Genomic DNA, 24,435 nt, shown 5'->3' on the forward strand with positions numbered 1-24,435 from the left:
TATACTGACATCCAGGCTCGTGTCGTTGATCAGGATCAATTAAGATCGAGATCGAGACCCGGACGAAAGGCGAGATCCGAAGATCGCGGCAGCGTCGGCGTCTTGTGAGATTGAAGCTCGCCCGAACTGAAGTTCCGGCGGGGCTGCGGATATGTCGATTCCCAGATCGTTTGTCAACACCCGAGCGGCCGATTAACGGCACGTGGTTTCCGGGAGGCCTGCACTCCTTGAAGAGCCACCTTCAATGCAGATGGTTTTAGGAAAAGTTGGAGCGGGCGAACAGAATCGAACCCACGACATTCAGCTTGGGTGTTTCAAGCAGGCCGTTAGTCTAGCTTGCCCACGTTCCTCGTCCAGAACGGACGAAAGGAACCTCTCGTGCGAGACAGTCGACCCTTGCAAGTGAAAACCGCCGCACCGGCTGGTCCCGGGAGCGGCTGAAATCAAAGCGAGAAGCTAGGAACAACTTCCAGAGCATCGGACCCAAAAGTGGATTTGCACTTCTGGGATCCATTCCGATGCTCCATTCTTTGAAGAGCGCATCGTTTGAGCGGAAAACCGGGTCCACTTTTCCGCACGATGCGCTAGCGGAGATCATAAATCACCGTCCCCTCCCCTGGCAGAGCTCGCGCCCATTTGGAGCGAGGACCGGTGATACTTTCAAGATTGGGAGATCCTTCCATGGGTGGTCCCTTCCTTGGTCCAGACGCCGCTCTGCCCCACTCCTCGGAGAAATTGCCGGCCTAGGGCATCGGGAGGTTGCGAAATGATGGCTTGGGATCTGTTCCGCACGCCCTCTACCAGTTGAGCGCCTGCGCGGCGAATGGCTGAGAGACCCCACTCATATTGCCCATGGGGCGTGCGGCCGTACTGGTACACGCGCTCGGCCAGCGCCAGGCTATCATTGAGCCGGGAATGTCCAAAGCCGTGAAGAGCACCTGCACGTCGTCCGAGCGGGCCTCCAGCATCGCCAGAGCCTCATTGGCGTTTGCCGCCTCCAGAATACAGAGCCCAGCCTGCTCCACTTCATCGGCAGCGTCATGCAAACCAATGGCTTGTTTTGCGTCGGCCCTCACTTCTGATGATGCGACGACGATGCAAACATCTGTGCTCGGCTGGAACAACGTCGCGTCAGACCTCGTCCGATCGGCCTGAGCATATGTTCCGAGGATGCCGGGCCGCCCGTGCCACGACCGTCCCATTCAAGCGATGTCAGTTACGGGCAGCGGTAGACGATCTGGCCGTAGGAATTCACAACCTGCCGGCAGCCGGGAGCAGCGTAATAGTACGTCCCCGCTGCCGCAGCTCCGGCGGCCGCCCCATAGGCTACGGAACGACGGGTGGTTCGGCGGGCCACGCCGGCATAGCTCATGGGCGTTGCCGGCCGCCCGATCCTTGCCTCCGCCTGACCGATGAACGAGCCGAACGGCGCTGGCCCGTTACCGCTCCAGAGCAGGGCCGCACCGACAGCCAACAACGTGAGGGCCGCAAGGCCTGCGGATTTGAGCGTGCTCATTTGGTGCCTCCGGGAACGATGCCCTCGGGGATCTCATCGATGTCTTTAAGGACAGCAATCGTCACGCCGCTGGAGCCATCCGGCGGCTTGAATGCGAACGCATCCGGCGCCGGGCTGACGCCGGTCTTCCAGTCCCGGAGCCGCAGCGTGTACTGGGGCGCGGCGCCGACCGCCTTGCTGGTGATGACATATTTGCGTGGCACCGGCTTGTCGCCGATCTCGACCCAGATCTGCCAGTCGGTGTCGAGGTTGCGGAAGGCAAGGTGCTCGCACTCGACACCTTCGACGACGCCGCGGCCGATGTGTTTGGCCTCCAGCACCCCCGCCATCAGTTCCTCGTAAGGCTTCGACAGCAGGAGATCGGCACCCGGAAGTTCGAGCGCAGCGTCGGTGCGGAGCCTGTCGACAGCCTCATCGAAGGAGGTGGACCCGGTCACCTGCGCAAACCGATTGCCGCCACGGTCATAGATCGTCACGTTGGATCCATCCGAGATGAGTTCGACATCGGCGTAGCCACCGGTGCGGCTGATGCGGAACTTGTTCGGACGGCTCAAGGTGACGTCGCCCGAGGCGCTGAACTGGATCTTCTCGACCGCCGGGGTCACCACCTCGATATCGGCATCATATTTCAGCGCCAAGTTCTCCTGACGACCGACATAGTCGGCCATGGTTTTCAGGATTTTCTGGGCCTCCCCGTCCTCCGCCCATGCGGCAGGCGCATAAGCGCCCGTGATGGCCATAGCGGCAAGAAGACAGAGAGCCGTCCTCGTGGATGTCGCGCCCTGAGGTCGAAAGGTAACATGCTTCATTGTCGGTGCCTCCTTGGTCTGCCTCCCGCACCTCAGTCGGCCGTCAGCACGGAGACTGCGCAGATGCCCGCGGATCATTCGCCATCCCTTGGGATTAGCATAGACCAGTCGCGGCGGCGTGCTTGATCGGCGGGGACAATTTCTTGACAGTTTTGGTCGCGAGGGAGACCCGCAACAGTCATGGGCTCGCCCGGACGTCCTGGAGATCCGCTTTTGAGGTTGGCGCGGACCGGAATCCTAGCCCCAACCTCTGGGCGAGTTGGACGCTGTGCGCCACGGCAACGAGTTGTTTATCGGCTCTTGCCTTGAGATCGCCCGACTTGCCGTATCAGGTCTTGTCAGAATAATCGCAGCAGCAAAGCGGCGGGGTTAATGCGGGAATTTCTCCTCGGGCGTTTGAACGCCCGGACTTTCTTCAATGGTTGGTTTCATTTGACGACCCTGGCCATGGCTCTCATGCTGGTCAGCAGCGGATCGGAGGCCCAAACAATCACCACTTCGCTCTCCCGGTCCAACTCTCTTGCCGCAAAGAACCACGCCGTCATGCCGGTCCCGGGCTGGATCCGCTTCTGCAAGCAAAGACCTGAGGAATGTGCATTCAGGTCTTCGGAACCGTCGACAATCACCCTCACGCCACAGGCTTGGACGACCCTCACGAGGGTCAATCGCCAGGTGAATGCCGCCATCAGGCCCATCACCGATCATGAGCATTGGGGCGAGATGGATCGCTGGGATCTTGCCGAGGATGGCTACGGCGATTGCGAGGATTACCAACTCGTCAAGCGCAAACGCCTCGTTGCGGCCGGGTTTCCCCGGCGGGCATTGCGCATGACAGCCGTGATCGATCAGGATGGCGAACCCCATGCGGTCATGATGGTTCGCACCGACCGTGGTGACTTCATTCTCGACAACAAGCGCGACGCGATCCTGCCATGGCGGCAGACCGGCTACGTCTACTTGCAGCGTGAAGTCGAAACAGGGTCGACCTGGGTTTCGCTTGGTGGGGCCTTCACCTCACCTGTCGCCACGGCGGGTCGCTAGCACATCGTGCGGACCCAGAGGGCCGCGTCGGCGGCTCGAAGGGCCACGCCAGTGAAAAGTGGATCCGGTTTTCGCTGACGCGGACCTCCGGCTCCGCGTCCAACGATGCGCCAGCCAAGAGAAGAAGCATCGGCCCCAAAAGTGCACTCCTCTATGGATCGCACATTGCGCCGGTCTGATCGAGCGGCCCCCGATCAATCATCCGAAGCCGTCGAACAGCCACGTGGTCTCGAGGATCACCGCACGGTGCCGCGGGCCCGCCCTCCCGGGGTACGGCAGGAGCATCCCGTCCCGACCGGCGCCGGATCGGTCAAAGCGCAGGTTCGGACCGCCGTCACGCAGGCCCCACCAACCGTTGACGAAACCGGTGTCTGGTAGGTGGAGTATGGGTAGTTGTAATATGGGTATGTAGCCGCTGCCCCGATCACGGCACCCGTGGCCAGTCCCCATCCGCCGTAATAATTCCCGTAATACGGGTAGCGCCCATAATAGGGATAACGCCCACCATAATAGTACGGATAACGTCCACGCCAATCACCACGATTGACGAAGCGATTGTCGAAGCGGCCGCCCGGGTTGTTGATCGCCGCCTGGCGAAAATCTCCACGACCGGGACGTATGGCGGCTGCGCGGACGGGCGCGCCGCCTGGCCGCGCGGCGATCGCCCGGCCGCGGAAATTCCCGCCGCCCATGCCGGCCCGAGGGACGTACATCCTCTGGCCTCCGATACCGCCGCCCCGGAAGCCGCCTCCACCCCGGAAGGCACCGCCTCCGCCGAACCCGCCGCCGCCAATGCGGGCGCCCCCTCCGCCGCGACCACCACGCTGGGCATCGGCAACATCCGGGATCAGAAGCGCGCCCGTTGCGAGAGCGCACAGAGCCAGGAGAGTCCTGTTCATCGACGTTCTCCCTTTCACTGCCCGGCGCACTGCACCGCGCGGGGCAGGCTGACATGAGTGGAATACATTGTGCCCGCTGCGAAAACTTGCTTGATCGTTTGGGACAAGCGCTTGGCATTTGTTGCCATGAGGCTGCACGGGAACCTTACACCCGTCGACGAGCGCATCCCGGGCTTGTCATCCAGGAAAGGCCAAGAGGATCCACTTCAGGCCTTGCCTGACACTCTTCGCCTACTTCCACATGCCACGTCACCAGCAGCGACATGCCATTGTCCCAACATGCCAAGGGACTGACACATTCGGTCAAGCAAGTTGCTCAACCGGTGCCATACTCGGGCTGGTCGGACGAGCGCCATTCGGCCGCCGAAGGACCGTCGCCGCACCGGACCATGCCCGGCTTCCTTTCGGCATTACGCCTCCAGCCCTCGGTCCAGGCTGGAGAATCCTGAATGCCCTGACGAAGAAATCGACGAGAGGCATCATGAATGATCATTCGCGCAGTGACGGCGACCGCCAACCGACCCGCGTCACCCTCTTCCTGTTCGCGACCGGCATCGAAAACAGCTACCCCACGATCCAGAACGGCCGTGTGCGCCGGGACCAGATGGAGGAATGCGGTCACTACCGCCTTTGGCAGCGTGACTTCGAACTCCTCGACGATCTGAGCATCCGCTTCCTGCGCTATGGTCCTCCGCTGTACAAGACCTTCCTCGGACAGGGCCGATATGACTGGGACTTCGCCGACCTGACGTTCGCCTGGCTGAAAGAACGCGACGTCATCCCCATCGTCGACCTGTGCCATTTCGGCGTGCCGGACTGGATTGGCGATTTCCAGAACCCGGACTTCCCGGTGCTCTTCGCCGAGTACGCCCGAGCCTTTGCGCACCGCTTCCCATGGGTCCAGTTCTACACCCCGGTCAACGAGATGTTCATCTGCGCCCAATTCTCGGCCGCTTTCGGCTGGTGGAACGAACAACTGACGAGCGACCGTGCCTTCGTCACTGCGTTGAAGCATATGGCCAAGGCGAATGTGCTGGCCATGTACGCCATTCTGGAGGAGCGCCCTGACGCCATCTTCATCCAGAGCGAGTCGACCGAATACTTCCACGCCGACAATCCCCAGGCCATCAAGTCGGCGGAGTTCTACAACGCGCGGCGGTTCCTCTCGCTCGACCTGAACTACGGCTATCCGGTCAACTCGCACATGCACGAATACATGCTGGACAACGGGATGACCCGCGACGAATACCATTTCTTCCTCGACAACACGCTTCGCCACCACTGCATCATGGGCAACGATTTCTATCACTCGAACGAGCATCGGGTGGATGCCAGCGGCAGGATCCTGCCTGCCGGAGAGGTGTTCGGCTACGACGAGATCACGCGCCAGTATCATGACCGCTATGGGCTGCCCGTGATGCATACCGAGACCAACTTCGACCAGGGCCATGAAGGCGACGAGGCCGTGGACTGGCTTTGGAAGCAATGGGCCAACGTGCTGCGGGTGCGCAATAACCGCGTGCCCATCGTCGGCTTCACCTGGTACTCGCTCACCGACCAGATCGACTGGGACATCGCTCTCCGCGAGCAGCGGGGCCACGTGAACCCTCGAGGACTATATGATCTCGAACGCAACATCCGTCCCGCGGGAAAGGCCTTCAAGAAGCTTCTCTCGCAATGGCGTCAGGTTCTGCCGACGCAGAGCGTCTGCCTGTTCGTGCCGGTCATGCTGCCGAGCGAGTACGATGAGCCTGTGGCCGCCCGCCGCCGCGAGGGATGGCGCCGGTACTTGCGCCATGAACTGAAGACGAAGCCCGAACTCAGGAGCTAGAGCACCGGACTGGAAATCCGACTCCCGGGGTTTTGGGCTGGCGCGATCCGTGATTCACTTGCTGGAACGGGAGGTGGATCATGGGTCATTGCTATTCCCTGGATCTGCGGGTGCGCGTCGCCGACTTTGTCGAGGCCGGTCATTCCTGCCGAGCGGCAGCCGAGCACTTTGACGTCAGCGAGAGCTTCGCCATCAAGCTGGTGCGGCGAACGCGGGACACCGGCTCGCCGGCGCCGGCCCGGCAAGGCCGCCCGCCCGGACGCGGCAAGCTGGTGGCTTATGAGAGCTTCCTGATCCAGACGGTCGAGGCCCACCCCGCCATCACCATGCCCGAACTGGCCGCGAGGCTGCTGGAGGAACACGGGGTGATGGCAGCTCCCGCAATGCTCTCGCGCTTTCTGTGCCACCGCGGCTTCAGCTATAAAAAAGTCCTGATGGCGGCGGAATGCGCACACGCCGCCGTGCGGGATGAGCGCCGCGTCTGGCATACCCACCGTCAGCCGCATATGCGCCAAGAGCCGCACCGCTTGATCTTTCTCGATGAGACGTACGTCAACACCAAGATGACGCGCCTGCGCGGACGTTCTCGCCGCGGCCAGCGCCTGCGCATGAAAGCTCCCTTTGGACACTGGACAACCCATACCTTTGTAGCCGGGCTACGGTGCAGCGAGTTGAGCGCTCCGTGGGTGATTGATGGCCCGATCACCCGCTTGGCGTTTGAGGCTTATATCGAGACCCAGCTCGCGCCGACGCTGCACCAAGGAGACGTGGTAATCCTCGACAACCTGGCGGTCCACAAGAGCGAGAAGGCCGCCCAATGCCTGAAGCAACGCGGAGCCTGGTTTCTGTTCCTGCCTGCTTATTCGCCCGATCTTAATCCCATTGAACAGGCCTTCGCCAAGATCAAGGCACACCTGCGCAAAGCTGAAGCCCGAACCTTTGACGCGCTTTGGCGCGCCCTCGGCGACATCTGCAATCTCTTCGAGCCGCACGAGTGTTGGAACTTCCTCAGGGCGGCCGGATATGCGTCCGTTTAACCGTCCGGTGCTCTAACATCGGCGTCATCCTGCGATTGGCGTTCAGATGGATGTTTCGTGGCCTTGATCACGCCTGAACAGCACGACGACGGTGCGCGCCTCGGCTCGGTATATCGGCCCAACGAGCGAAGGCGCTGTCCGCCACGGGACAATATCTGCCGGAGATTCGAGTGATGTATCGATCCATCGGCGCCATGTGCCGGGTCCGCCATCAGCTCCCGGCGGCAATTCGAAATCCAAGGGTTCCCAATATGCATTCAGGATCAGATAGACGCAGATTCCCTCCTGTCGCACCTCCGCCTCGAGCGCGAGACTGTGGGAGTCGTGGCCCCAGTCGGGCTGGCCGACCCGAACGCCATGCCATGTCTTCTGCGCTTGCTGGAGCAGGCGGCTCAGGCTCACGCGCTGACGCTCATGCTCGGTTCCCCGCCGGGCCCGCCGCGCGGTAAGCAGACGCATGAACCGGTGCACGTCCGGGTGTCTGGCGAGCAGCGACCAATCGAACCAGCTTGTTTCATTGTCCTGACAATAGGCATTGTTGTTGCCGGCCTGGGTCCGCCGCACCTCGTCGCCCATCAGGATCATGGGCATGCCGAGGGAGAGCATCGTCACCGTCAGGAAGTTCTTGACCTGCCGATTTCGCAGCCTCTCCACGGCGGGATCATCGGTCGCGCCCTCTACACCGCAGTTCCAGCTATGGTTGTCGTCCGCCCCATCGCGATTATTCTCACCATTGGCCTCGTTGTGCTTGCGGTCATAGGACACGAGATCGTTGAGGGTGAAGCCATCGTGGCACGTGACGAAGTTGACGCTTTGCTCGGCCTCGCGCCCTTTATGTCCGTAAATCTCGGGACTTCCCAACAGTCTGTCGGCAATTCGCGCCACTGAACCCGGATCGCTTCGGAAGAATGCGCGCACATCGTCACGGAAGCGTCCGTTCCATTCCTTCCAACTGTCCCCGATGAAGCTGCCGACTTGATAGAGTCCCGCCGCATCCCACGCTTCCGCGATAAGCTTCGTACCGGCGAGCACAGGATCCGACTCGATGTCCCACAGGATCGGCGGGTTCGGGATCGGCTGCCCCATCGCATCCCGCGCAAGAACCGACGCAAGATCGAACCGAAACCCGTCCACATGCATCACCTCCACCCAATACCGGAGGCTGTCGGCGATCATCCGGCGCACGACGGCGTGGCCGGCATTGAGGGTGTTGCCGGTACCAGTGTAGTCCGCGTAGCGCGAGCGATCCCTCTCAAGAGTGTAATATGCGGTGTTATCCACCCCACGGAAGCAGAGAGTCGGCCCATCACGGTCACCCTCCGCGGTGTGATTGAACACGACGTCGAGGATAACCTCTATGCCGGCCCGGTGCAGGGCCTTGACCATATCACGGAACTCGTTCACCGGCCCGAGCAGGTCCTGGCGCGAGCTGTAAGCCTGATGCGGCGAGAAAAAGGAGACGGGCGCATAGCCCCAATAGTTGACCTTGCCCGGTGGACAATCCTGCGCATCGAACTGGAACACCGGCATCAGCTCGACGGCCGTGATACCCAATTCCTGAAGGTACGGGATCTTCTCGACTAGACCGGCGAAAGTGCCACGGACCTTCTCATCGACACCGGAGCTGGGGTGACATGTGAACCCACGCACATGCATCTCGTAGATGATGGTCTGGGCAGAGAACCGCCGCAGGGGGGCATCGCCTTCCCAGTCGTAAGCGGACGGGTCCACAACCACGCTCTTCATCGCCGTGGAAGTGTTCTCGCCCGGCTTTCGCGCAGCATCGCGGCTGTAATTCTTCGGCACGGCCACACCGCGGCCGTAGGGATCGAGGAGAAGCTTGCGGGGATCGAATCGCATGCCCCTCGCGGGCTCGAACGGCCCATCCATGCGATAGCCGTAGAGTTGTCCCGCCGCCAGACCCGGGACGAAGACGTGCCAATAGTGATAGGTGCGATTGATGGTAGGATCCAGGCGGACCACCTGCCGCGCCTGTGCCTCGTCGGCGTGGTCGAACAGTAGTAGCTCCACCCCAGTCGCATGCTTGGAAAAGACGCTGAAGTTCACTCCCTCGCACATGGGTGTCGCTCCCAGCGGCGATGGAACTCCCAGTGCAGAGGCCCGGAAACGGCTTGGGTGCGTCCCCTCGTCCTTACGCTGATGCATCGTCGTGGTCCCCTCAGGCCCGCTCCAATCCTGCCGCATCACCCCTCGGTATCGCCGATGCTCTCAGGGCACCGGGCACGGCTGCACGTTCCAGATCTGGGACGCATATTCTGCAATCGTCCGGTCGCTGGAGAACCTTCCCGAACTGGCAACGTTCAGGATGACTTTTCGCACCCAAGCATCCGGATCAGCATAGAGATCGAGCAGCCGCTGGTCCGCTTCGAGATAAGACGTCAGATCGGCCAAGTGTCTGTAATGGTCGCCATGCGTGAGCAGGACATCGCGCAACGGTTCGAAGATGCCGGGCTCATAGCGGCTGAAGTGATTTGAGAAGATGAGATCCAGCGCGGCACGCGTTTCCGGCTCGTTGTCGTAATGCCAGTACGGACTATACCAGCCTCGGCTGCCCGCCACCTGTTCGGCCGTTAGCCCGAACAGGAAAAAGTTGTCCTCGCCGGCGGCCTCGGCCATCTCGATCGTCGCTCCGTCGCGGGTCCCGAGCGTCAGGGCCCCGTTCATCATGAACTTCATGTTGCTCGTGCCGCTCGCCTCATAGCCCGCCGTCGAGATCTGGTTGGAGACGTCGCTGGCGGGAATCAGTCTCTCGGCCAGCGACACGCAATACTCGGGCAGGAACACCACCTTCAGGCGCCCCTTGACGGCCGGATCTGCGTCAATCGTGTCAGCCAGATTGTTGAGGAACTTGATGATGATCTTGGCCAGCTGATAGGCCGGCGCCGCCTTGCCCGCGAAGACGAACGTGCGCGGAGCCATCTCAAGGTCTGGGTTCTCCCGCAGCCGATTGTAGAGCACGACAATGCGCAGCCCATTCAGCAGTTGCCGCTTGTACTCGTGAATGCGCTTGATCTGGCTATCGAAGATCGATGCCGGATCCACGACCACTCCGGACGTCGACTTGAGCCACTCGGCGAACCGCGACTTGGCATCCTGCTTGGCCCTGCGGATGTCATCCCTGAAGCTCCTGTCGTCAGCGAGCGGCTTGAGTTTTTCCAATTCGGCAAGATCCGTGATCCAGCGGTCGCCGATGGCGTCGGTGATGATCCCGGCAAGGGCCGGGTTGGCCAACAGCAGCCACCGACGCGGCGTCACGCCGTTCGTCTTGTTGCTGAAGCGCTCCGGAAACATCTCGGCGAGATCCTTGACGGTCACCCTTCGCAGCAGACCGGAATGGATCGCGGCAACGCCGTTCGTACTATGCGAGCCGACGATGGCGAGGTTCGCCATCCGGACCTTGCGCCCGCCGCGTTCGTCGATGAGGCTCACGCGTTCGACACGGCCCTCGTCGCCGGGGAACCGGTTCCGCACATCGTCAAGGAGGCGGCGATTGATCTCCAGGATGATCTCAAGCTGCCGCGGCAGCAGCACCTCGAACCACCGCAGGGGCCACTTCTCCAATGCCTCGGGCAGGAGGGTGTGGTTCGTATAGGCCAGCGTCCGCCGGGTAAGGTCCCAGGCCTCGTCCCATCCGAGATGCGCCTCATCGAGGAGGATCCGCATCAACTCGGCAACGGCAAGGCTGGGATGCGTGTCGTTGAACTGGATGGCGGCCCTGTCGGGAAGGGCGCGCCAATCGGGATTGTTCCGACGGAAGCGCCGCACGAGGTCGGCCAGCGAGCAGGCGACGAGGAAGTACTCCTGCACGAAGCGCAGGCCTTGCCCCATGCTCGTGGAGTCGTCGGGATAAAGCACGCGCGTCAGGGTTTCGGCCGAGAGCCGCTCGGCCAGCGCACCCACGAAGTCGCCGGCGCTGAACTCATGGAAGTCGAACGCCTCGGGCGCCGCAGCCGCCCAGAGCCGGAGCGTGTTGATGGTCCTGCCACCGTAACCGACGACAGGCCGATCATAGGGGATCCCCAGAAGGATCGATGGCTCACCAAGGACTGCGGCGAGCTTTCCGCTCCGCACCTCGAACGAGCAGCCGAGCCTGACCTCCACCTGCTCCTGCGGCCGGGCGGCCTCCCACGGATCGGGTCGCCGCAACCAGTTGTCCGCCTCCTCGTGCTGCCAGCCATCCCGGATCGACTGACGGAAGATGCCGTACTCGTACCGTAACCCGTAGCCCATGGCAGGAAGCTGCATCGTTGCCATCGAGTCGAGGAAGCAGGCCGCCAGCCGGCCGAGCCCGCCATTCCCCAGGCCGGCATCGGGCTCCTGTTCAAGCAGGGCGAGCCAGTCGAGCCTCTTCTCATCGACAGCCTGCTTTACCATCGGGTCAAGAAGGAGGTTCATGATGTTGTTGGCCAGGGAGCGCCCGATGAGGAACTCCATGGAGAGATAGTAGATGCGCTTGGCGTTCTCGCGCTCATAGGTCCGCTCTGTGAGGAGCCAGCGCTGCGAGAGGACGTCTCTTACGGACTTGGCGGCGGCCTCGTACTGCTCGCGCGGGCCGATCGCCTTCGGATCCATGACATTGTCGAACATGAGATGGCGCTCGTAGAGCGCGTTACTCGCCCCTGTGAGCTGAACCGGTCCACATGCATATTGCTTGAGGAGTTCCCTGGCCGTGGGAGAAGATGAGATCTTCGCGACGGTTCTGGTCCTGTCGCTGTTCATACTTTCATCCCTCTCGTGTCGCCGGGCGCTGCTGTCAAAGGTAAGTCCATCATTCCGATCCGCTGCCGGCTCGATACGCGGCCTTCGGTCCCTCAAAGTTCGAGATATCGCTCAGCCCGAGGCTCCCGGGTTGCCTCGCTTGAGATCGTGATAGATACGCTCCACGTCGGCCTGCCGGCACAGTTCGGTTCCCGCCGTCAGGACTGCGGCAGTCCCGGCCGCCATGCCCAGGACGAAGGCATCCTCCGGACTTCGCCCTTGCGACAGGCCGAAGATCATGCCGGCCAGGAAGCTGTCACCGGCACCGACGGCGCTTTTGGGCACCACCTCTACGCCCCGGATACGGACACACTTGCCTCGGGTCCCGAGCAGCGCCCCGTCGCGACCGAGCGTCAGGGCGACGATTTCCGCCGCTCCCGAGGCAATGAGTTCCTGAAGTGCTGCCTCCTGGTCCGCAGGATCCGGGAGTTTCCGGCCGATCAAGCTTTCCAGTTCGCCCAGACTCGGCTTGATCAGGTAGACACCTTGCCGTGTGGCATGACGGAGAGCCTCACCGGAGGTGTCGAGAACCAGCTTCGCTCCCTTCCGGGCGGCGATCTGGCCCACTCGGACATAGAAGTCATGCGGGACACCACGAGGCAGGCTGCCGCTCGCGACCAGATAATCGCAATCGATTCCTTCCAGCACGGAAAGGCAGACCTGCCATTCATCCGCAGTCACGGCGGGACCTTCGGGGACAAAGCGAAACTCCAGGCCGGACGATCTCTCATGCACGGTGTGGCTGACACGCGTATGTCCCCTGATGGGAATGCGCCTGATGTCGATACCGGCAGCCTGCACCAATTGATCGAGGATCGGCCCTGTCGCTCCCCCCGACAGGTAGACGGCTAGGGCGGAGCCACCAAGCTCCTTGACGACACGGGCAACGTTGATCCCGCCCCCGCCAGGATCATAGCGCTCAGCCCAGGTCCTGATCTTGTGTATGGGCCGGACCTCCTCCGCCTCCGCTGCGCCATCGATGGCAGGGTTCAGAGTCAGCGTCACAACTCCTGTCATCACATTATCCTTGACGTTGAAGCCGGTCGCGTAAAGGACCCGACCTATCGGGAGAGTCCGCGCCACTCACTCCCAAATAGCGCAGTCGATCTCGCTGTCCCGTCCGGATGGCTGGATCCTCATGACGACGCGCCCATCGATCCTGTTGTCGCGGAGCTTGATAGAAAGTAACGATCCCTTGACACTTTGGGTCATCGGGCATCGCTGCAGCGATGCCCGGGTGCTAGCCGCCAGCCTTGACCCGCTTCAGAAGAGTCTCGATGTCATCCGTCAGATCCACGATGGCCCGCGGATGTCGCTGCTTCCCCATGCGCCACTGCTCACGCTGCGACGCAGTTGTCTTCAACTGGAGTGGCGGCGTACTGGACCTCGGAGGCTCAACGGGAGTGCGAGGTGCGCCTTGCTTCACGTCACTGTGGATCAAGTAAATCGCAATGACCATCAGCATCGGCACAAGGGCGATCAGTCCCAGCGCGATCCAGTCCTGAGGTGTCATGTTCGACCAAAGAGCATCCATGGGAAGCCTCCCCGAATGACCTCGGATTATGCCGTCCCGGAGACATACGTTGTCCCAGCAGGGATGGGGCCGCCCATTCTATCGCCGATTGTCTCCCGGTCGCACGATCAAAATGGGATATGCCGTCACTTAGGTAGTCATGAATGGTCTCAGGGCACGAGTCAGGCCCGACACTGATCCTGCCGTGATGGTGCGCGACCGAATAATGCGACAACGACGCAAATCGGCCAATGCGGACGCGGTCAGCTCTGGCCTCTGTGGCTGGGGATCCGGAGCGGTGTGGTTCAAACTGTCAAGACATTGTCCCCTTCGATATTGAACCGAGTAAAGCCGGACGCAGCACACATGCTGCGCTCAGAGTAACAGAGTGTCAGATCACAAATCCTCAAACCATTCTGCGCCTCCTCAAAGTCAACAGTTCCGCTTCGAGATCAATTCGACCAGCCTTGATCATGCGCACGATGGAACGGAAATAGCCGCCAGCATTCCGGATGCGGTTTCGACCGCTTGAGACGTCATCGTCATAGAGCTGCAGGACATAAATCGCGGCCGTCGCAGCTTGGACAGCGCCGATCTCCTCGACGGCCTCATCCCACGCGCTCGAGTGAGCCGCGAGAGACGCTCTCAGGAAGCGCCCCGCCGCAACAACATCGACGATGTCGCGGATGGGATGGGAACAATGGGAAACCACCGGACAGGCTTCGGAAATCAAAGTCGGCAGCAGCGGCCGGGATGGCAGCTGGTTTCGACCGGCAGGCTGAGCATCAACTCGGATGCCCTTGTCACAAGTCTCACTAGGCAATCCTTTCTCTGTTTCTATTTGTCGGCATTCCGTGCCGCCACAGCCCGCCTGATAGAAGGCTTCTTCGGCGAGTTGCCGGACCTCTTTCCACGCTTTGAGCAGCCCCTCTGGAAGGGTCGATCCAGAACGCCTGGGGGTGCGGGCCTTCAGTGTGGCGAGGCTGCTCTCGATCTGACCGCGATTAACGGCAGGGTGATATTGAGCGAGCGCACTGAGCGCTTCCTCGACCGCACGGCGGCAGATGGTAATCTCGTCAAAGGAACGCTTCAGGTGTTCCTTCAGGCGCTTCTGTTCGGCAATGACCGCGGTCCACTCGCCTCTGCGGGCATAGAGTGGTGTCAGATCGAATCCGAAGGCATCCACGATGGTGCCGGCAGCATCGCGCACAGCATAGCGTTTGCCGTTGGACGAGTCCTTCGGGATCACCAGCTGACATTCGATGAGGGCCCGAACGGCATTGCGAACGGCACGTTCCGATAGCCCCGTCGTGGACATCAGACGCTGATTGGAAGGCCAGACAAGCAGCCGGTCCATCTCCTGTTCGCCCCAGCACGCCACCAGTTGGCTCAACACCAGACGCTGCGGAGCACTCAATCCAAGCGCCTTCTCGGCTTCGCGAGCGGACGCCGAGAGTTCTTTGCGTGTCACGGCGCGCCCGGCTTCGAGCGCAAACTTCCTCGCGGCCAAAGCAGCATGTCTCAGCCGCCGGCCTCCTGACGATGCAAGCTGCATCGTATCCCTCCATGTTGAGGGCAAAGCGGGAGCGTCCACCGAAACCGATGTTGTTGACACCCAGCTTATCGGGATGGCATAAGGATTACTGTCAAACGAATCCGTCGCCGTCCCTCGGTGACTCCAAAGGCCCTCGAAGTTCCCGCTTCGTGGGCCTTTTGCTTTGCCTAGCCTTGGTTCACGTTTGTCTTCTCCTGATCGAAGAGCGCTGCGGGGCGATGGGCGATCGCATGCCGGCTTGCTCGATCACCCCTCGCGAGGGTGTCGAACCCACGCCGATGACCTCAGATGCCAAGCACGTCGGCCTCCCGGAATCCTGCTCAACGACAGGTTTCTCGGAAGTGCCGATGACCGCGGTACTCAGCGTACCGACGGTGCAAACTCCATTGTCTCGTAACGCCGCCAGAGATGTCCGATTCGGTGTTACGGGTGGAGTCGATCTGTAAGAATTGGTTAAGGCTGACCACAGATTTGTTGAAAAGGCGGAAGCCATGCGATTCGCCGGGGTAGAACCGCCGAGTCAAGACAAAGCTGATATTGACTACACGGCGACCGCTTGATTCGACTGCTATCCAGCTTTTACTGAAACGGCCTCGGAGTTATCCACGGAATGCTGGATGGACTACCAGGTATATTTCAGATTACATCTTGATCGATGCCTTAATTCAGCATCGGTGATCTCGGGTGATGCAGTCGCACGTATGCTGGTGCTTGCCCGCAATCCGCCAAAGAGCGCGATGAAGCTGCCGTTGAAGCTATTCTTCCGTGCGCTCGATATAGCGTGCGGCGAGCAGGCACAGCTTCACTCGCATAGCAACCTGCCACTGATCGACGTCGACCTTGGGCGCAGTGAGGCCATCCATCGAGCGATAATCGGCTAAAGACTGTCGTTGCGGCGTCAAATGCGGACCACTGACTCAGTAGCAGAGACGAGCCGGAGCCTTCCATTGTGGCAACCGCTATTGAAAAATCTCGGGTGCGGACGCTGTTTCATTTAGGAAAACCCACTGGCAAGCAAGCAGATACTACTTTAGTCGCTGCAGGCCGGATTGCGATCATCATAACGGACAGGTCTTTGAGCATTCCTATAACCTTCAGGAATAAAGTGCCCAATTTTTCGACTTTGACATAAGTTTGTCTGCCTTACAGCCTCTGGCTTCCAGACGGGAGAATAAAGGCTATGAAGCGCAATATTTTATCGGCAACTTCGGCTCTCGCTATGCTTATGCTGGGCGGCGCCTTCGCGGGCACTGCGGCTCAGGAGAAGGTGCTGCAGATCAGCGCCGGCGGCACCGACATCGCGACCCTCGACGCTCACCGGGCAAGTGCGACGACCGATAAAGCATTGGTCGGCTGGATGTACAATGGCCTTGTCCGCTTCCCTCCGGGAAGCGCCGATCCGAAGGATCTGCAGCCCGATCTTGCCGAGCGTTGGGAGACCTCTGCCGATCGGAAGACTTGGACGTTCTTTCTTCGCAAGGGGATAAAGTTCCACGATAACTGGGGTGAACTCACGGCAGACGATGTCGTCTACTCGCTCAAGCGTGCCGCCGATGCTAAATCCTCAACCTTCGCTGCCAATTTCGCCAGCATCGGTACCGTCGAAAAGGTCGACGATTATACCGTGCGGATCACCTTGAAATATCCGGATGCGAACTTCCTCGGGACCGTATCCAATTACCATGGCGGCAACATCGTCAGCAAAAAGGCGGCAGAGGAACTCGGCACCAAATATGCCTCACAACCGGTCGGCACGGGGCCGTTCAAGTTTGCCGAGCATGTGACCCAGCAATACGTCAAGCTCGTCGCCCACAAAGACTACTTCCGCGGCGCTCCGAAGATCGATTCGATCATGTATCGCATGATCCCGTCGGACAGTGCTCGTGAGCTGGCATTCGCGTCGGGTGAACTGGACGTGATGTACGGGAAGCGTGAGCAGCGTTGGGTCAATACGGCGCGCAAACGCGGAAACATGGTCGTGGATATCTTCCGGCCGGGGGAGTTCCGCACACTTCACCTCAACCGCAGCATTCCGCCGCTTGATGACGTTCGCGTCCGTAAGGCCATCGCATATGCCGTGAATGTCGACGACATCGTGCGCTATGTCGGCAAGGATGTGGGCCCGAGGGGCTGCTCGGTTGTTCCTCCGGGCTATCTTGGTGAAGACTGCTCGGCAGGCAGCTACGAGTATAACCCGGAGAAGGCCAAGGCGCTTCTCGCTGAGGCCGGACACGGTAATGGGCTCGTTCTCAAGTCTGTCGTCTCCAACATCTCGGCGCAGCTGCCGATCATGGAGATTGTGCAGTCGCAGCTCGCCAAGGTCGGGATCAAGCTCGATATGAACGTGGTCGATCACCCGACATACCAGAGCCAGAGCAGAAAGGACGCAAGCGCCATTGTTTTCTATGGTGCGGCACGCTTTCCGATCGCCGATACCTATCTGACGGAATTCTATCACTCGAATTCCATTGTCAGTAAGCCTACCGCGGTCACCAACTTCTCCCACTGCTCCGTGGCTGATGCGGAAATCGACGGCGGGCGCGCGGAGAGCGATCCTGCCAAGCAGCTCGCGCTCTGGAAGGAGGCTCAGCGCAAAATCCATGAGGATGTCTGTGCCATTCCCCTGTTCGATCTTCAGCAAGTCTGGGCCCGCAATGAGCGGGTGGATCTTGGTTATGAGCTGAAAGGCGCCATGAACCTCGCTCCGCCGATTACCGAAGCAACCACGCTCAAGTCTCGCTAAGCAGTTCGCGGGAGATGCGCTCGGCCGTCAGGCGTGTCTCCCGCAGAAATGTCTCGACAAGACCCGCATTGCGATTCTCGCGAATGCGACAGAGCTGAAAGTCGAATGGCACGAGCGGCTCGAACCGACGGACAGCGACACGGCCCTTCATTCCGCTGATGAACAGGGGGTGGACCAGAGATACGCCAAGGCCCGCGGCGACGAATTCGCAGAGCGTGGGAGCTGTCGTGGTCATCAGAACGACGTTCAGCCTGACGGAGTAGCTCTCGAAAATTGACGTGATCCGCTGGCCGGTAGAGCTCTCCGGATCGAATGAGAGAAACGGTACGCTGTCCAGATCGTTAGGCTCGATCACGCTGCGCTCCGCAAGAGGATGGTCGAGCGGCATGATGCAGACGAGCGGATGCTCCATGAGCGGCTCGGACATGATGTAAGGATTATCTATGCGCGAGCTGATGAGCCCGACGTCCAGCTTGCGGGTCACCAGCCAATCCGCGATCCATTGCGAGCTTCGCGTCTGAATTGAACAGTAGACATTCGGGTGCGAGCGGAGGAAGCTCATGGTCGCCTGCTGGATGAATGCGCCCGCTAGAGCGGGCATCACTCCGACCAGCAATTGCCCCTGCTCCTCCCTGCGGATGGCCGCAACGGCGTTCTCAACCTGCCGGATGCCAGCGAAGATTCTGTCGATCTCCTCATAGAGGCGCATGCCGCGCTCCGTTGGCGCTAAGCGACCCTTCACCCGATCGAAAAGCTCAAGACCGGTGTCCTCTTCCAGGTGAGCAATCAGCTTGCTGACCGCGGGCTGCGAAATGCTAAGCATTTCGGCCGCTCGGCTGACTGTTCCGTTCTCAATTACGGACTTGAACGCTTCGACTTGGCGAAGATTGAGTGGGCGACGCATCCTATAACCTTCGTGAATAGGCCGGCAATAATTACGACTTTGACGAAATAGACACTGTCTTCGTACCGTCATGTTCTGCAAGAGGAAAATCAATGCAGACTGACGTTATCGTCATCGGAGCAGGAACTGTCGGAGCCGCAATCGCCTTCGGATTGACGCAACGGGGGCAGCGTGTCCTCGTGCTCGATGGCGACGACGGGGATTACCGCGCGGCGCGCGCGAATTTCGGCCTCGTCTGGCTGCAGGGCAAAGGCATGAACATGCCGGCCTATCAGGAATGGACGCGGCGCAGCGTCGATCTCTGGACGGAGTTCAACAACGAGCTGGCAGATCTGACCGCAACCGATCTCCAATATGAGAACAACGGCGGCCTTGCTTTCTGTCTCGGCGAAGAAGGGCTCGAGAAGCGTCGGCAGTACCTCCATACCCTGCATGAGCAGCGGGGCGGCAACGATCTCGGCTTTGAAATGCTCGACCGGACGGCGCTCGAAAAGCTTTTCCCCCGTGTACGCTTCGGGCGGGAGGTCAGCGGTGCAAGCCTAGGGCTGCATGATGGCCACGCGAATCCCCTGAAATTGCTTGGCGCATTGCATTCAGGCATCACCAAGCAGGGAGGCGCCCTACGCCACTGCAGCAGGGTTACAGCAATCATCCCCGGCTTGCAGGGCTTTACCGTCGAGACGCAGGAGGAACGCTTCTCTGCCTCCCGTGTGGTCATCGCCGCAGGGCTCGGATCCACGGCCCTGGCTGCGCAGGTCGGCCTTCATGTGCCGCTTCGTCCGCAGCGTGGGCAGGTTTTGGTGACGGAACGGATCGCACCTTTGCTACCTTTGCCGGCGAGCGGTCTGCGTCAGACCCGTGAGGGTACGATCATGATCGGTGCGACGCAGGAGGAAGTCGGCTTCGACACGTCGACAACAGGCCACGCCGCCTCACTTCTCAGCCGCAAGACGGCGCAGCTGGTGCCGGCGCTTGCCGATCTCACACTCGTGCGGCAGTGGGCCGGGCTGCGGGTCATGACCCCGGACAGCTATCCGATCTACGCCCAGTCGCCGGTCCATCCGGGCGCGTTCGTGACCTTATGTCATTCCGGCGTCACGCTCGCCGCCGTCCATGCCACGATCATTGCGGAGGCTATCATCGCTGGTGAGCTGCCCTCCACCCTCGCCCCCTTCCACCATAGGCGTTTCGATGTTCCGAAAGCTGCATGAGCCCTCCGAGAGGGCTGTTACCGTCTTCATCGACGGCGTTCCCGCGCCGGCAGAACTGGGCGAGAGCGTCGCCGCCGTATTGTTGCGCGAGGCTCCTCACTGGTCCCGCACGACGCCGGTGACTCAGAGCAAGCGCGCCCCCTATTGCATGATGGGAGTCTGCTTCGAATGTCTCGCCATCGTCGATGGCGTCGCCTCCGTTCAAACCTGCCTCACCCCCGTGCGCGACGGAATGCGCATCGAGCGCCAATACGGAAAGCGGAGTCTCAGCGCATGACGAGCGTGGATCTTTTGATTGTCGGTGCCGGTCCGGCTGGAATGGCCGCAGCCGTCGAGGCGCGGCGCCACGGCCTCGACGTGCTGGTGATCGATGACCAGCCGGAGCCCGGCGGTCAGATCTGGCGTTCTGTCGAGACGGTTGCTGCGGCGCCGCGCGGCGCGCTTCTTGGCAAGGCTTATCAGTCAGGAAAGACGTGCGCGGAGGCCTTTCGTGCCAGTGGTGCGAAGTATGAGCCGGGCACCCAGCTATGGCAGATCGAACCCGGCTTTCGCGCCTTCGTGACCCGCAACCGACAAGCGTCCGTGATCCAGGCCAAAAGCGCGATCCTGGCGACGGGGGCTCAGGAACGCCCCGTTCCTTTCCCGGGCTGGACATTGCCAGGCGTCCTCACTGTCGGTGCAGCCCAGATCCTTCTGAAAACATCCGGACAAATCCCGAGCACACCCGTATGGATCGCAGGCAGCGGCCCGCTGCCTCTCCTTTACATGGTCCAACTCCTGCGTGCCGGTGGCAAGATTGCCGGATATCTCGACACGACTCCTCCAGGCCGGCGCCGGGCCGCCCTGCCCCATCTCGCCAAGGCAGTCGGTGCAGCGGGCGATCTCCTGAAAGGCCTTGCCTGGTGGGGAATGCTCCGCAAGGCCGGGATTCCGATCATAAAGCATGTCGCCGATATCGAAGCGATCGGCTCGGAGCGCATCGAGGCCATCCGGTATCGCACGCGGGATGGACAGGAGCGGACCTCTCCCGCGAACGTCCTTCTCGTGCATGAAGGCGTCGTGCCGAGCATCCATGCGGCGCTGGCCCTGGGCTGTGCGGTGGGATGGAGCGAAAACCAGGACTGCTACGTGCCGGTGCTGAACGCCTGGGGAGAAAGCTCTCAATCCGGGATCTTCATCGCTGGAGATGGAGCGGGTATCGCAGGTGCGCAGGCAGCACTGCATCGCGGTAGGCTGGCGGGGCTCGGCGTGGCCATGAAACTCGGGCGCGTCGGGGAGCGTGCAGCGGAGGAGGCCGCAAGACCCATCCGGCAGAAGCTCGCCCGGGAACTTGCGCTCCGGCCATTCCTCGACGCCATGTACAAACCCCGTCCTGAGGTGTTTGCCCCGAGCGATGCAACCATCGTGTGCCGATGCGAAGAGGTTACGGCAGGCGATATCCGCGCCATGGCGGCCGTGGGACGTCCAGGCCCCAATCAGGTCAAGGCCTTCACACGTGCGGGGATGGGCCCATGCCAGGGACGGCAATGCGGCTACACGGTCACGCAGATCCTCGCCGCTGCCGAGGGGCGCCTGCCGAAGGACGTCGGTTTCTACCGTGTCCGTCCGCCGCTTAAACCGGTAACGCTCGGCGAGCTTGCCTCTCTCGAGCAGGAGAAGGCTTCGTGAGCAGGATCATTCCCGATACCGCGGTGATCGGTGGCGGACTGCACGGTTTGTCAGCCGCGCTCCACTTGGCGCGCGCCGGGAGGCGCGTCGTCGTCCTTGAGAGATCGTGGGTCGGCCGTCATGCCTCCGGCGCAACGGCAGCGGGCGTGCGCACCTTGGGGCGCGATCTGGCCGAGGTGCCGATCTCGCTCGAAGCCATGGACATGTGGCATCGAATCGAGACGATCGTCGGCGACAGTTGCGGCTTCCATTCCTATGGCCAGATCAGGGTCGCGGAGTTTGACGACCATCTTCCGGCCTTGGAAAAGCGTGCCGACGCGATGCGTCAGCATGGCTACAGCCATGAGGAAATGATCGATCGCTCGGAGCTGAGGCGCCTGGTTCCTGCCTTGAGCCCGCATTGCGTGGGCGCACTCGTCGCGCGTCGAGACGGGGCGGCCGATCCGCACCGTACGATTCATGCCTTCCGGCGCAGCTGCGAAGCTCGCGGCGTCGTCATCCATGAGGGCTGCGGCGTCACGGCCATTGAACAGCGCGGATCAGACTGGCACATCCGTACCGGTGAGCAGGAATTCACAGTGCCGGTCATCGTGAACGCAGCCGGAGCTTGGGCGGCCCGGCTCGCCGCCATGGTCGGCGACGTCATCCCTTTGGGTCTCAAGGCCTCGATGATGATCGCCACCGAGCGCTTGGCCCCCTTGCTGGATCCGGTCGTCAGCGTCGTCGGACGTTCCCTGTCCTTCAAGCAGTCGGATCAGGGCACTCTCGTCATCGGCGGCGGCCTGCAGGGCAGCGCCGATATCGACACGTTGAAGAGCACGGTGAATTTTATCGAACTCGCCAAAGGCGCGCAGGCTGCAACTGACCTCTTCCCGAGCGTGCGCGATGTTCGGATCGCCCGAACATGGGCTGGAATGGAGGCCAAGACGAAAGATCTTCTGCCCGTCGTCGGCCCCTCACCCAATGCGCCGGGTGTTTTCCATGCTTTCGGATTCTCTGGGCATGGCTTCCAGCTCGTGCCCGTTATCGGATCCATCATTTCGGATCTCGTGGTCCAGGGCGAAACTCGGCGTCACATCAGTCCCTTCTCGGCCGAACGGCTCATGACCACACGAGCGGCAGCATGATCAGATACACCATCAAGCGCCTCCTGCTGGCAGTCCCTACCCTGTTCATCATGCTGACAGCCATCTTCGTGCTGGTCCGGCTGGTGCCTGGAGATGCGGCGTCCGTCATCCTCGGCGATCAGGCGACGGAGGCCTCGCTACGTGCCCTCCGCGCGCAACTTGGGATCGACCAGCCGGTCTACATACAATATTTGAGCTTTCTGGGAGACGTATTGACCGGCAATCTCGGACAGTCGCTCAGCAGTGGCCGCTCGGTGGTCCACGAGGTGCTGCTCGTCCTTCCTTACACGATCGAGCTGACTTTGGCGTCGATCGTGATCGGCATCGTGCTCGGCCTGCCTCTCGGCATTGTGACAGCAGTCCATCGGAACGGCTGGACCGATTATATCGGCAGGCTCGTCTCTCTCGTAGGCCTTTCGTTTCCAGCCTTCGTGTCCGGAATCCTCCTTCTCATCGTGTTCGCAATCGAGCTAGGGTGGTTTCCCGTACTCAACTCCGGCAATACCAGCGATCCGATCGAGCGCCTGCGCAACCTCGCGCTGCCGGCGCTCAATCTCGGCATCATCATGATGGCCTATGTGGTGCGCGTGACCCGCTCGTCCATGCTGGGAGTTCTTGGCGAGGATTACATCCGTACGGCACGTGCGAAAGGCGTGCGTCCGGCGAAACTCATCCTCCGACATGCCCTGCGAAACGGTCTCATTCCGATCATCACGGTCGTCGGTCTCTACTTTGGCACCCTGATCGGCAACTCGGTGCTGACAGAGATCATCTTCAACCGTCCCGGGCTGGGCAAGCTGATCCTCGGTGCGCTCAACGCCCGCGACTACACGCTGCTGCAAGGCCTGATGATCATATTCGCCATTTGCGTGATCATCGTGAATACCTTGACCGATCTAGCTTATGGCCTCGTTGATCCAAGGGTGAAGTACAAATAATGGCTAGCGCTGTCTCCTCCCCCGTACGGCCCGGAGGCCTCTGGCTGGCGTTCTCCAGGAACCGCCTGTCATGGGTTGGGCTCGTCCTTCTCGCGGCCATCATCCTGGTCGCAATCTTCGCACCGCTCATCGCTCCATATGATCCGCTGGAGCAGAACATTGTCGCCCGGCTCGAGCCGCCGTCCGCCGAGTTTCTGCTCGGCACGGACAGCTATGGACGCGACGTTCTCTCCCGTCTGATCTACGGCACACGTATCTCGCTCACCGTCGGTTTCATCGCAATCCTGATTGCCATGACGATCGGTTCCACGATCGGCATTCTTGCTGGTTATGTGGGAGGGCTCTTCGACCAGATCGTGATGGGCCTGCTTGACGTCATGCTGTCCTTCCCGACCCTTCTGCTCGGCCTGATGATCGCGGCAATGCTCGGGGCGAGTCTGGAGAATCTCATCATCGCCATTGCGATCACCGAGATCGCTCCTTTCGCCCGCATTGCCCGCGCGCCGACGATTGCTCTCAAGCAGAGGGACTTCGTCGAAGCCGGCAGGGCCCTGGGCTTCGGCCCCGTCCGCATCATGGGGGTCCATATCCTGCCCAACATGATCTCAGACGTGGTGGTCATGGGCTCCCTGTGGATGGCATCGGCCATCCGGACGGAAGCCTCGCTTAGCTTCATCGGTCTCGGCGTGCCGCCGCCGACCGCCACCTGGGGCAGCATGATCCGCGAGGGATTCGAGAACATCCTGGATGCCTGGTGGCTCGCCGTCTTCCCGAGCTTGGCCATCCTCCTCACCGTCCTCGCGCTCAACCTCCTGGGCGACGCGCTACGGGACGCGATCGACCCGAAGCTGAGGGCCGAGTAGT

At 61.2% G+C, this 24,435-nt stretch carries 21 protein-coding genes; 11 read left to right on the top strand and 10 right to left on the bottom strand.

The window, feature by feature from the left end; translation table 11 throughout:
• Positions 1–797: 797 nt before the first annotated feature.
• The 3 genes from JO965_RS21675 to JO965_RS21685 form a co-directional block, all read right to left on the bottom strand.
• Positions 798–1,124 carry a hypothetical protein gene (locus JO965_RS21675; RefSeq protein ID WP_203441047.1) on the bottom strand — a complete coding sequence of 109 codons (327 nt, stop codon included), beginning with the start codon at positions 1,122–1,124 and terminating at the stop codon, positions 798–800.
• 92 nt (positions 1,125–1,216) lie between these two features.
• Complete coding sequence (locus JO965_RS21680) at positions 1,217–1,516, bottom strand: hypothetical protein (RefSeq protein WP_203441048.1); 300 nt, start codon at positions 1,514–1,516, stop codon at positions 1,217–1,219.
• Entirely contained in the window at positions 1,513–2,325 is an 813-nt protein-coding gene (locus JO965_RS21685) for a DUF2092 domain-containing protein (protein ID WP_203441049.1), read from the bottom strand. Before JO965_RS21685 ends, JO965_RS21680 begins: the two co-directional genes overlap by 4 nt.
• 372 nt (positions 2,326–2,697) lie before the next feature.
• Between JO965_RS21685 and JO965_RS21690 the strand changes: the two genes are divergently transcribed.
• Entirely contained in the window at positions 2,698–3,366 is a 669-nt protein-coding gene (locus tag JO965_RS21690) for a transglutaminase-like cysteine peptidase (RefSeq protein ID WP_203441050.1), read from the top strand.
• Positions 3,367–3,602: 236 nt separating this feature from the next.
• Here JO965_RS21690 and JO965_RS21695 read toward each other — a convergent pair whose 3' ends face one another.
• Complete coding sequence (locus JO965_RS21695; protein WP_203441051.1) at positions 3,603–4,265, bottom strand: hypothetical protein; 663 nt, start codon at positions 4,263–4,265, stop codon at positions 3,603–3,605.
• A 481-nt stretch (positions 4,266–4,746) separates the two neighbouring features.
• Here JO965_RS21695 and JO965_RS21700 point away from each other — a divergent pair, with 481 nt between their 5' ends.
• Both JO965_RS21700 and JO965_RS21705 read left to right on the top strand, forming a co-directional pair.
• Positions 4,747–6,096 (top strand): family 1 glycosylhydrolase, encoded by a 1,350-nt coding sequence (locus JO965_RS21700; protein WP_203441052.1) that lies wholly within the window; start codon positions 4,747–4,749, stop codon positions 6,094–6,096.
• A gap of 80 nt (positions 6,097–6,176) precedes the next feature.
• Positions 6,177–7,133, top strand: a complete 957-nt coding sequence (locus JO965_RS21705) for an IS630 family transposase (protein WP_203440618.1) — start codon at positions 6,177–6,179, stop codon at positions 7,131–7,133.
• 42 nt (positions 7,134–7,175) lie between these two features.
• On the opposite strand, the gene glgX is transcribed toward JO965_RS21705, so the two are convergent.
• From glgX to repC, 5 genes are all read right to left on the bottom strand, one after another.
• Positions 7,176–9,212, bottom strand: coding sequence for a glycogen debranching protein GlgX (gene glgX / locus JO965_RS21710; RefSeq protein WP_203441053.1), 2,037 nt, complete (start codon positions 9,210–9,212; stop codon positions 7,176–7,178).
• A 150-nt stretch (positions 9,213–9,362) separates the two neighbouring features.
• Positions 9,363–11,873 (bottom strand): glycogen/starch/alpha-glucan phosphorylase, encoded by a 2,511-nt coding sequence (locus tag JO965_RS21715; protein ID WP_203441054.1) that lies wholly within the window; start codon positions 11,871–11,873, stop codon positions 9,363–9,365.
• A 111-nt stretch (positions 11,874–11,984) separates the two neighbouring features.
• Positions 11,985–12,929, bottom strand: coding sequence for a 1-phosphofructokinase family hexose kinase (locus JO965_RS21720; RefSeq protein ID WP_203441055.1), 945 nt, complete (start codon positions 12,927–12,929; stop codon positions 11,985–11,987).
• 223 nt (positions 12,930–13,152) lie between these two features.
• The gene (locus JO965_RS21725; protein ID WP_203441056.1) at positions 13,153–13,446 is read right to left on the bottom strand and encodes a hypothetical protein; all 294 of its coding nucleotides are present in this window, start codon (positions 13,444–13,446) and stop codon (positions 13,153–13,155) included.
• Positions 13,447–13,831: 385 nt separating this feature from the next.
• The gene (repC, locus tag JO965_RS21730; RefSeq protein ID WP_203441057.1) at positions 13,832–14,980 is read right to left on the bottom strand and encodes a plasmid replication protein RepC; all 1,149 of its coding nucleotides are present in this window, start codon (positions 14,978–14,980) and stop codon (positions 13,832–13,834) included.
• 617 nt (positions 14,981–15,597) lie between these two features.
• On the opposite strand from repC, the gene JO965_RS21735 reads away from it, so the two are divergent.
• Both JO965_RS21735 and JO965_RS21740 read left to right on the top strand, forming a co-directional pair.
• Positions 15,598–15,861, top strand: coding sequence for a hypothetical protein (locus tag JO965_RS21735; protein WP_203441058.1), 264 nt, complete (start codon positions 15,598–15,600; stop codon positions 15,859–15,861).
• 299 nt (positions 15,862–16,160) lie between these two features.
• Entirely contained in the window at positions 16,161–17,723 is a 1,563-nt protein-coding gene (locus tag JO965_RS21740) for an ABC transporter substrate-binding protein (RefSeq protein ID WP_203441059.1), read from the top strand.
• On the opposite strand, the gene JO965_RS21745 is transcribed toward JO965_RS21740, so the two are convergent.
• Positions 17,710–18,627: a LysR substrate-binding domain-containing protein gene (locus tag JO965_RS21745; protein ID WP_203441060.1), complete on the bottom strand. Its 918-nt coding sequence runs from the start codon at positions 18,625–18,627 to the stop codon at positions 17,710–17,712. The genes JO965_RS21740 and JO965_RS21745 overlap by 14 nt on opposite strands.
• Positions 18,628–18,719: 92 nt before the next feature.
• On the opposite strand from JO965_RS21745, the gene JO965_RS21750 reads away from it, so the two are divergent.
• From JO965_RS21750 to JO965_RS21775, 6 genes are read left to right on the top strand one after another with little or no spacing between them, the layout of a single operon-like run.
• On the top strand, positions 18,720–19,838 hold the full coding sequence (locus JO965_RS21750; protein ID WP_203441061.1) for an FAD-binding oxidoreductase: 1,119 nt from the start codon (positions 18,720–18,722) through the stop codon (positions 19,836–19,838).
• Positions 19,819–20,115, top strand: coding sequence for a (2Fe-2S)-binding protein (locus JO965_RS21755; protein WP_203441062.1), 297 nt, complete (start codon positions 19,819–19,821; stop codon positions 20,113–20,115). The genes JO965_RS21750 and JO965_RS21755 overlap by 20 nt, the downstream gene beginning before the upstream one ends.
• On the top strand, positions 20,112–21,506 hold the full coding sequence (locus tag JO965_RS21760; RefSeq protein ID WP_203441063.1) for an NAD(P)/FAD-dependent oxidoreductase: 1,395 nt from the start codon (positions 20,112–20,114) through the stop codon (positions 21,504–21,506). The genes JO965_RS21755 and JO965_RS21760 overlap by 4 nt, the downstream gene beginning before the upstream one ends.
• A complete protein-coding gene (locus tag JO965_RS21765) occupies positions 21,503–22,633 on the top strand; it encodes an FAD-binding oxidoreductase (protein WP_203441064.1) in 1,131 nt (376 codons plus the stop codon). Before JO965_RS21760 ends, JO965_RS21765 begins: the two co-directional genes overlap by 4 nt.
• Entirely contained in the window at positions 22,630–23,571 is a 942-nt protein-coding gene (locus JO965_RS21770) for an ABC transporter permease (RefSeq protein WP_203441065.1), read from the top strand. The genes JO965_RS21765 and JO965_RS21770 overlap by 4 nt, the downstream gene beginning before the upstream one ends.
• Positions 23,571–24,434 (top strand): ABC transporter permease, encoded by an 864-nt coding sequence (locus tag JO965_RS21775; RefSeq protein ID WP_203441066.1) that lies wholly within the window; start codon positions 23,571–23,573, stop codon positions 24,432–24,434. Before JO965_RS21770 ends, JO965_RS21775 begins: the two co-directional genes overlap by 1 nt.
• Position 24,435: the final 1 nt, after the last annotated feature.

The sequence above is a fragment of the Microvirga sp. VF16 genome (assembly GCF_016864375.1).
In the GTDB taxonomy this organism is placed as follows: domain Bacteria; phylum Pseudomonadota; class Alphaproteobacteria; order Rhizobiales; family Beijerinckiaceae; genus Microvirga.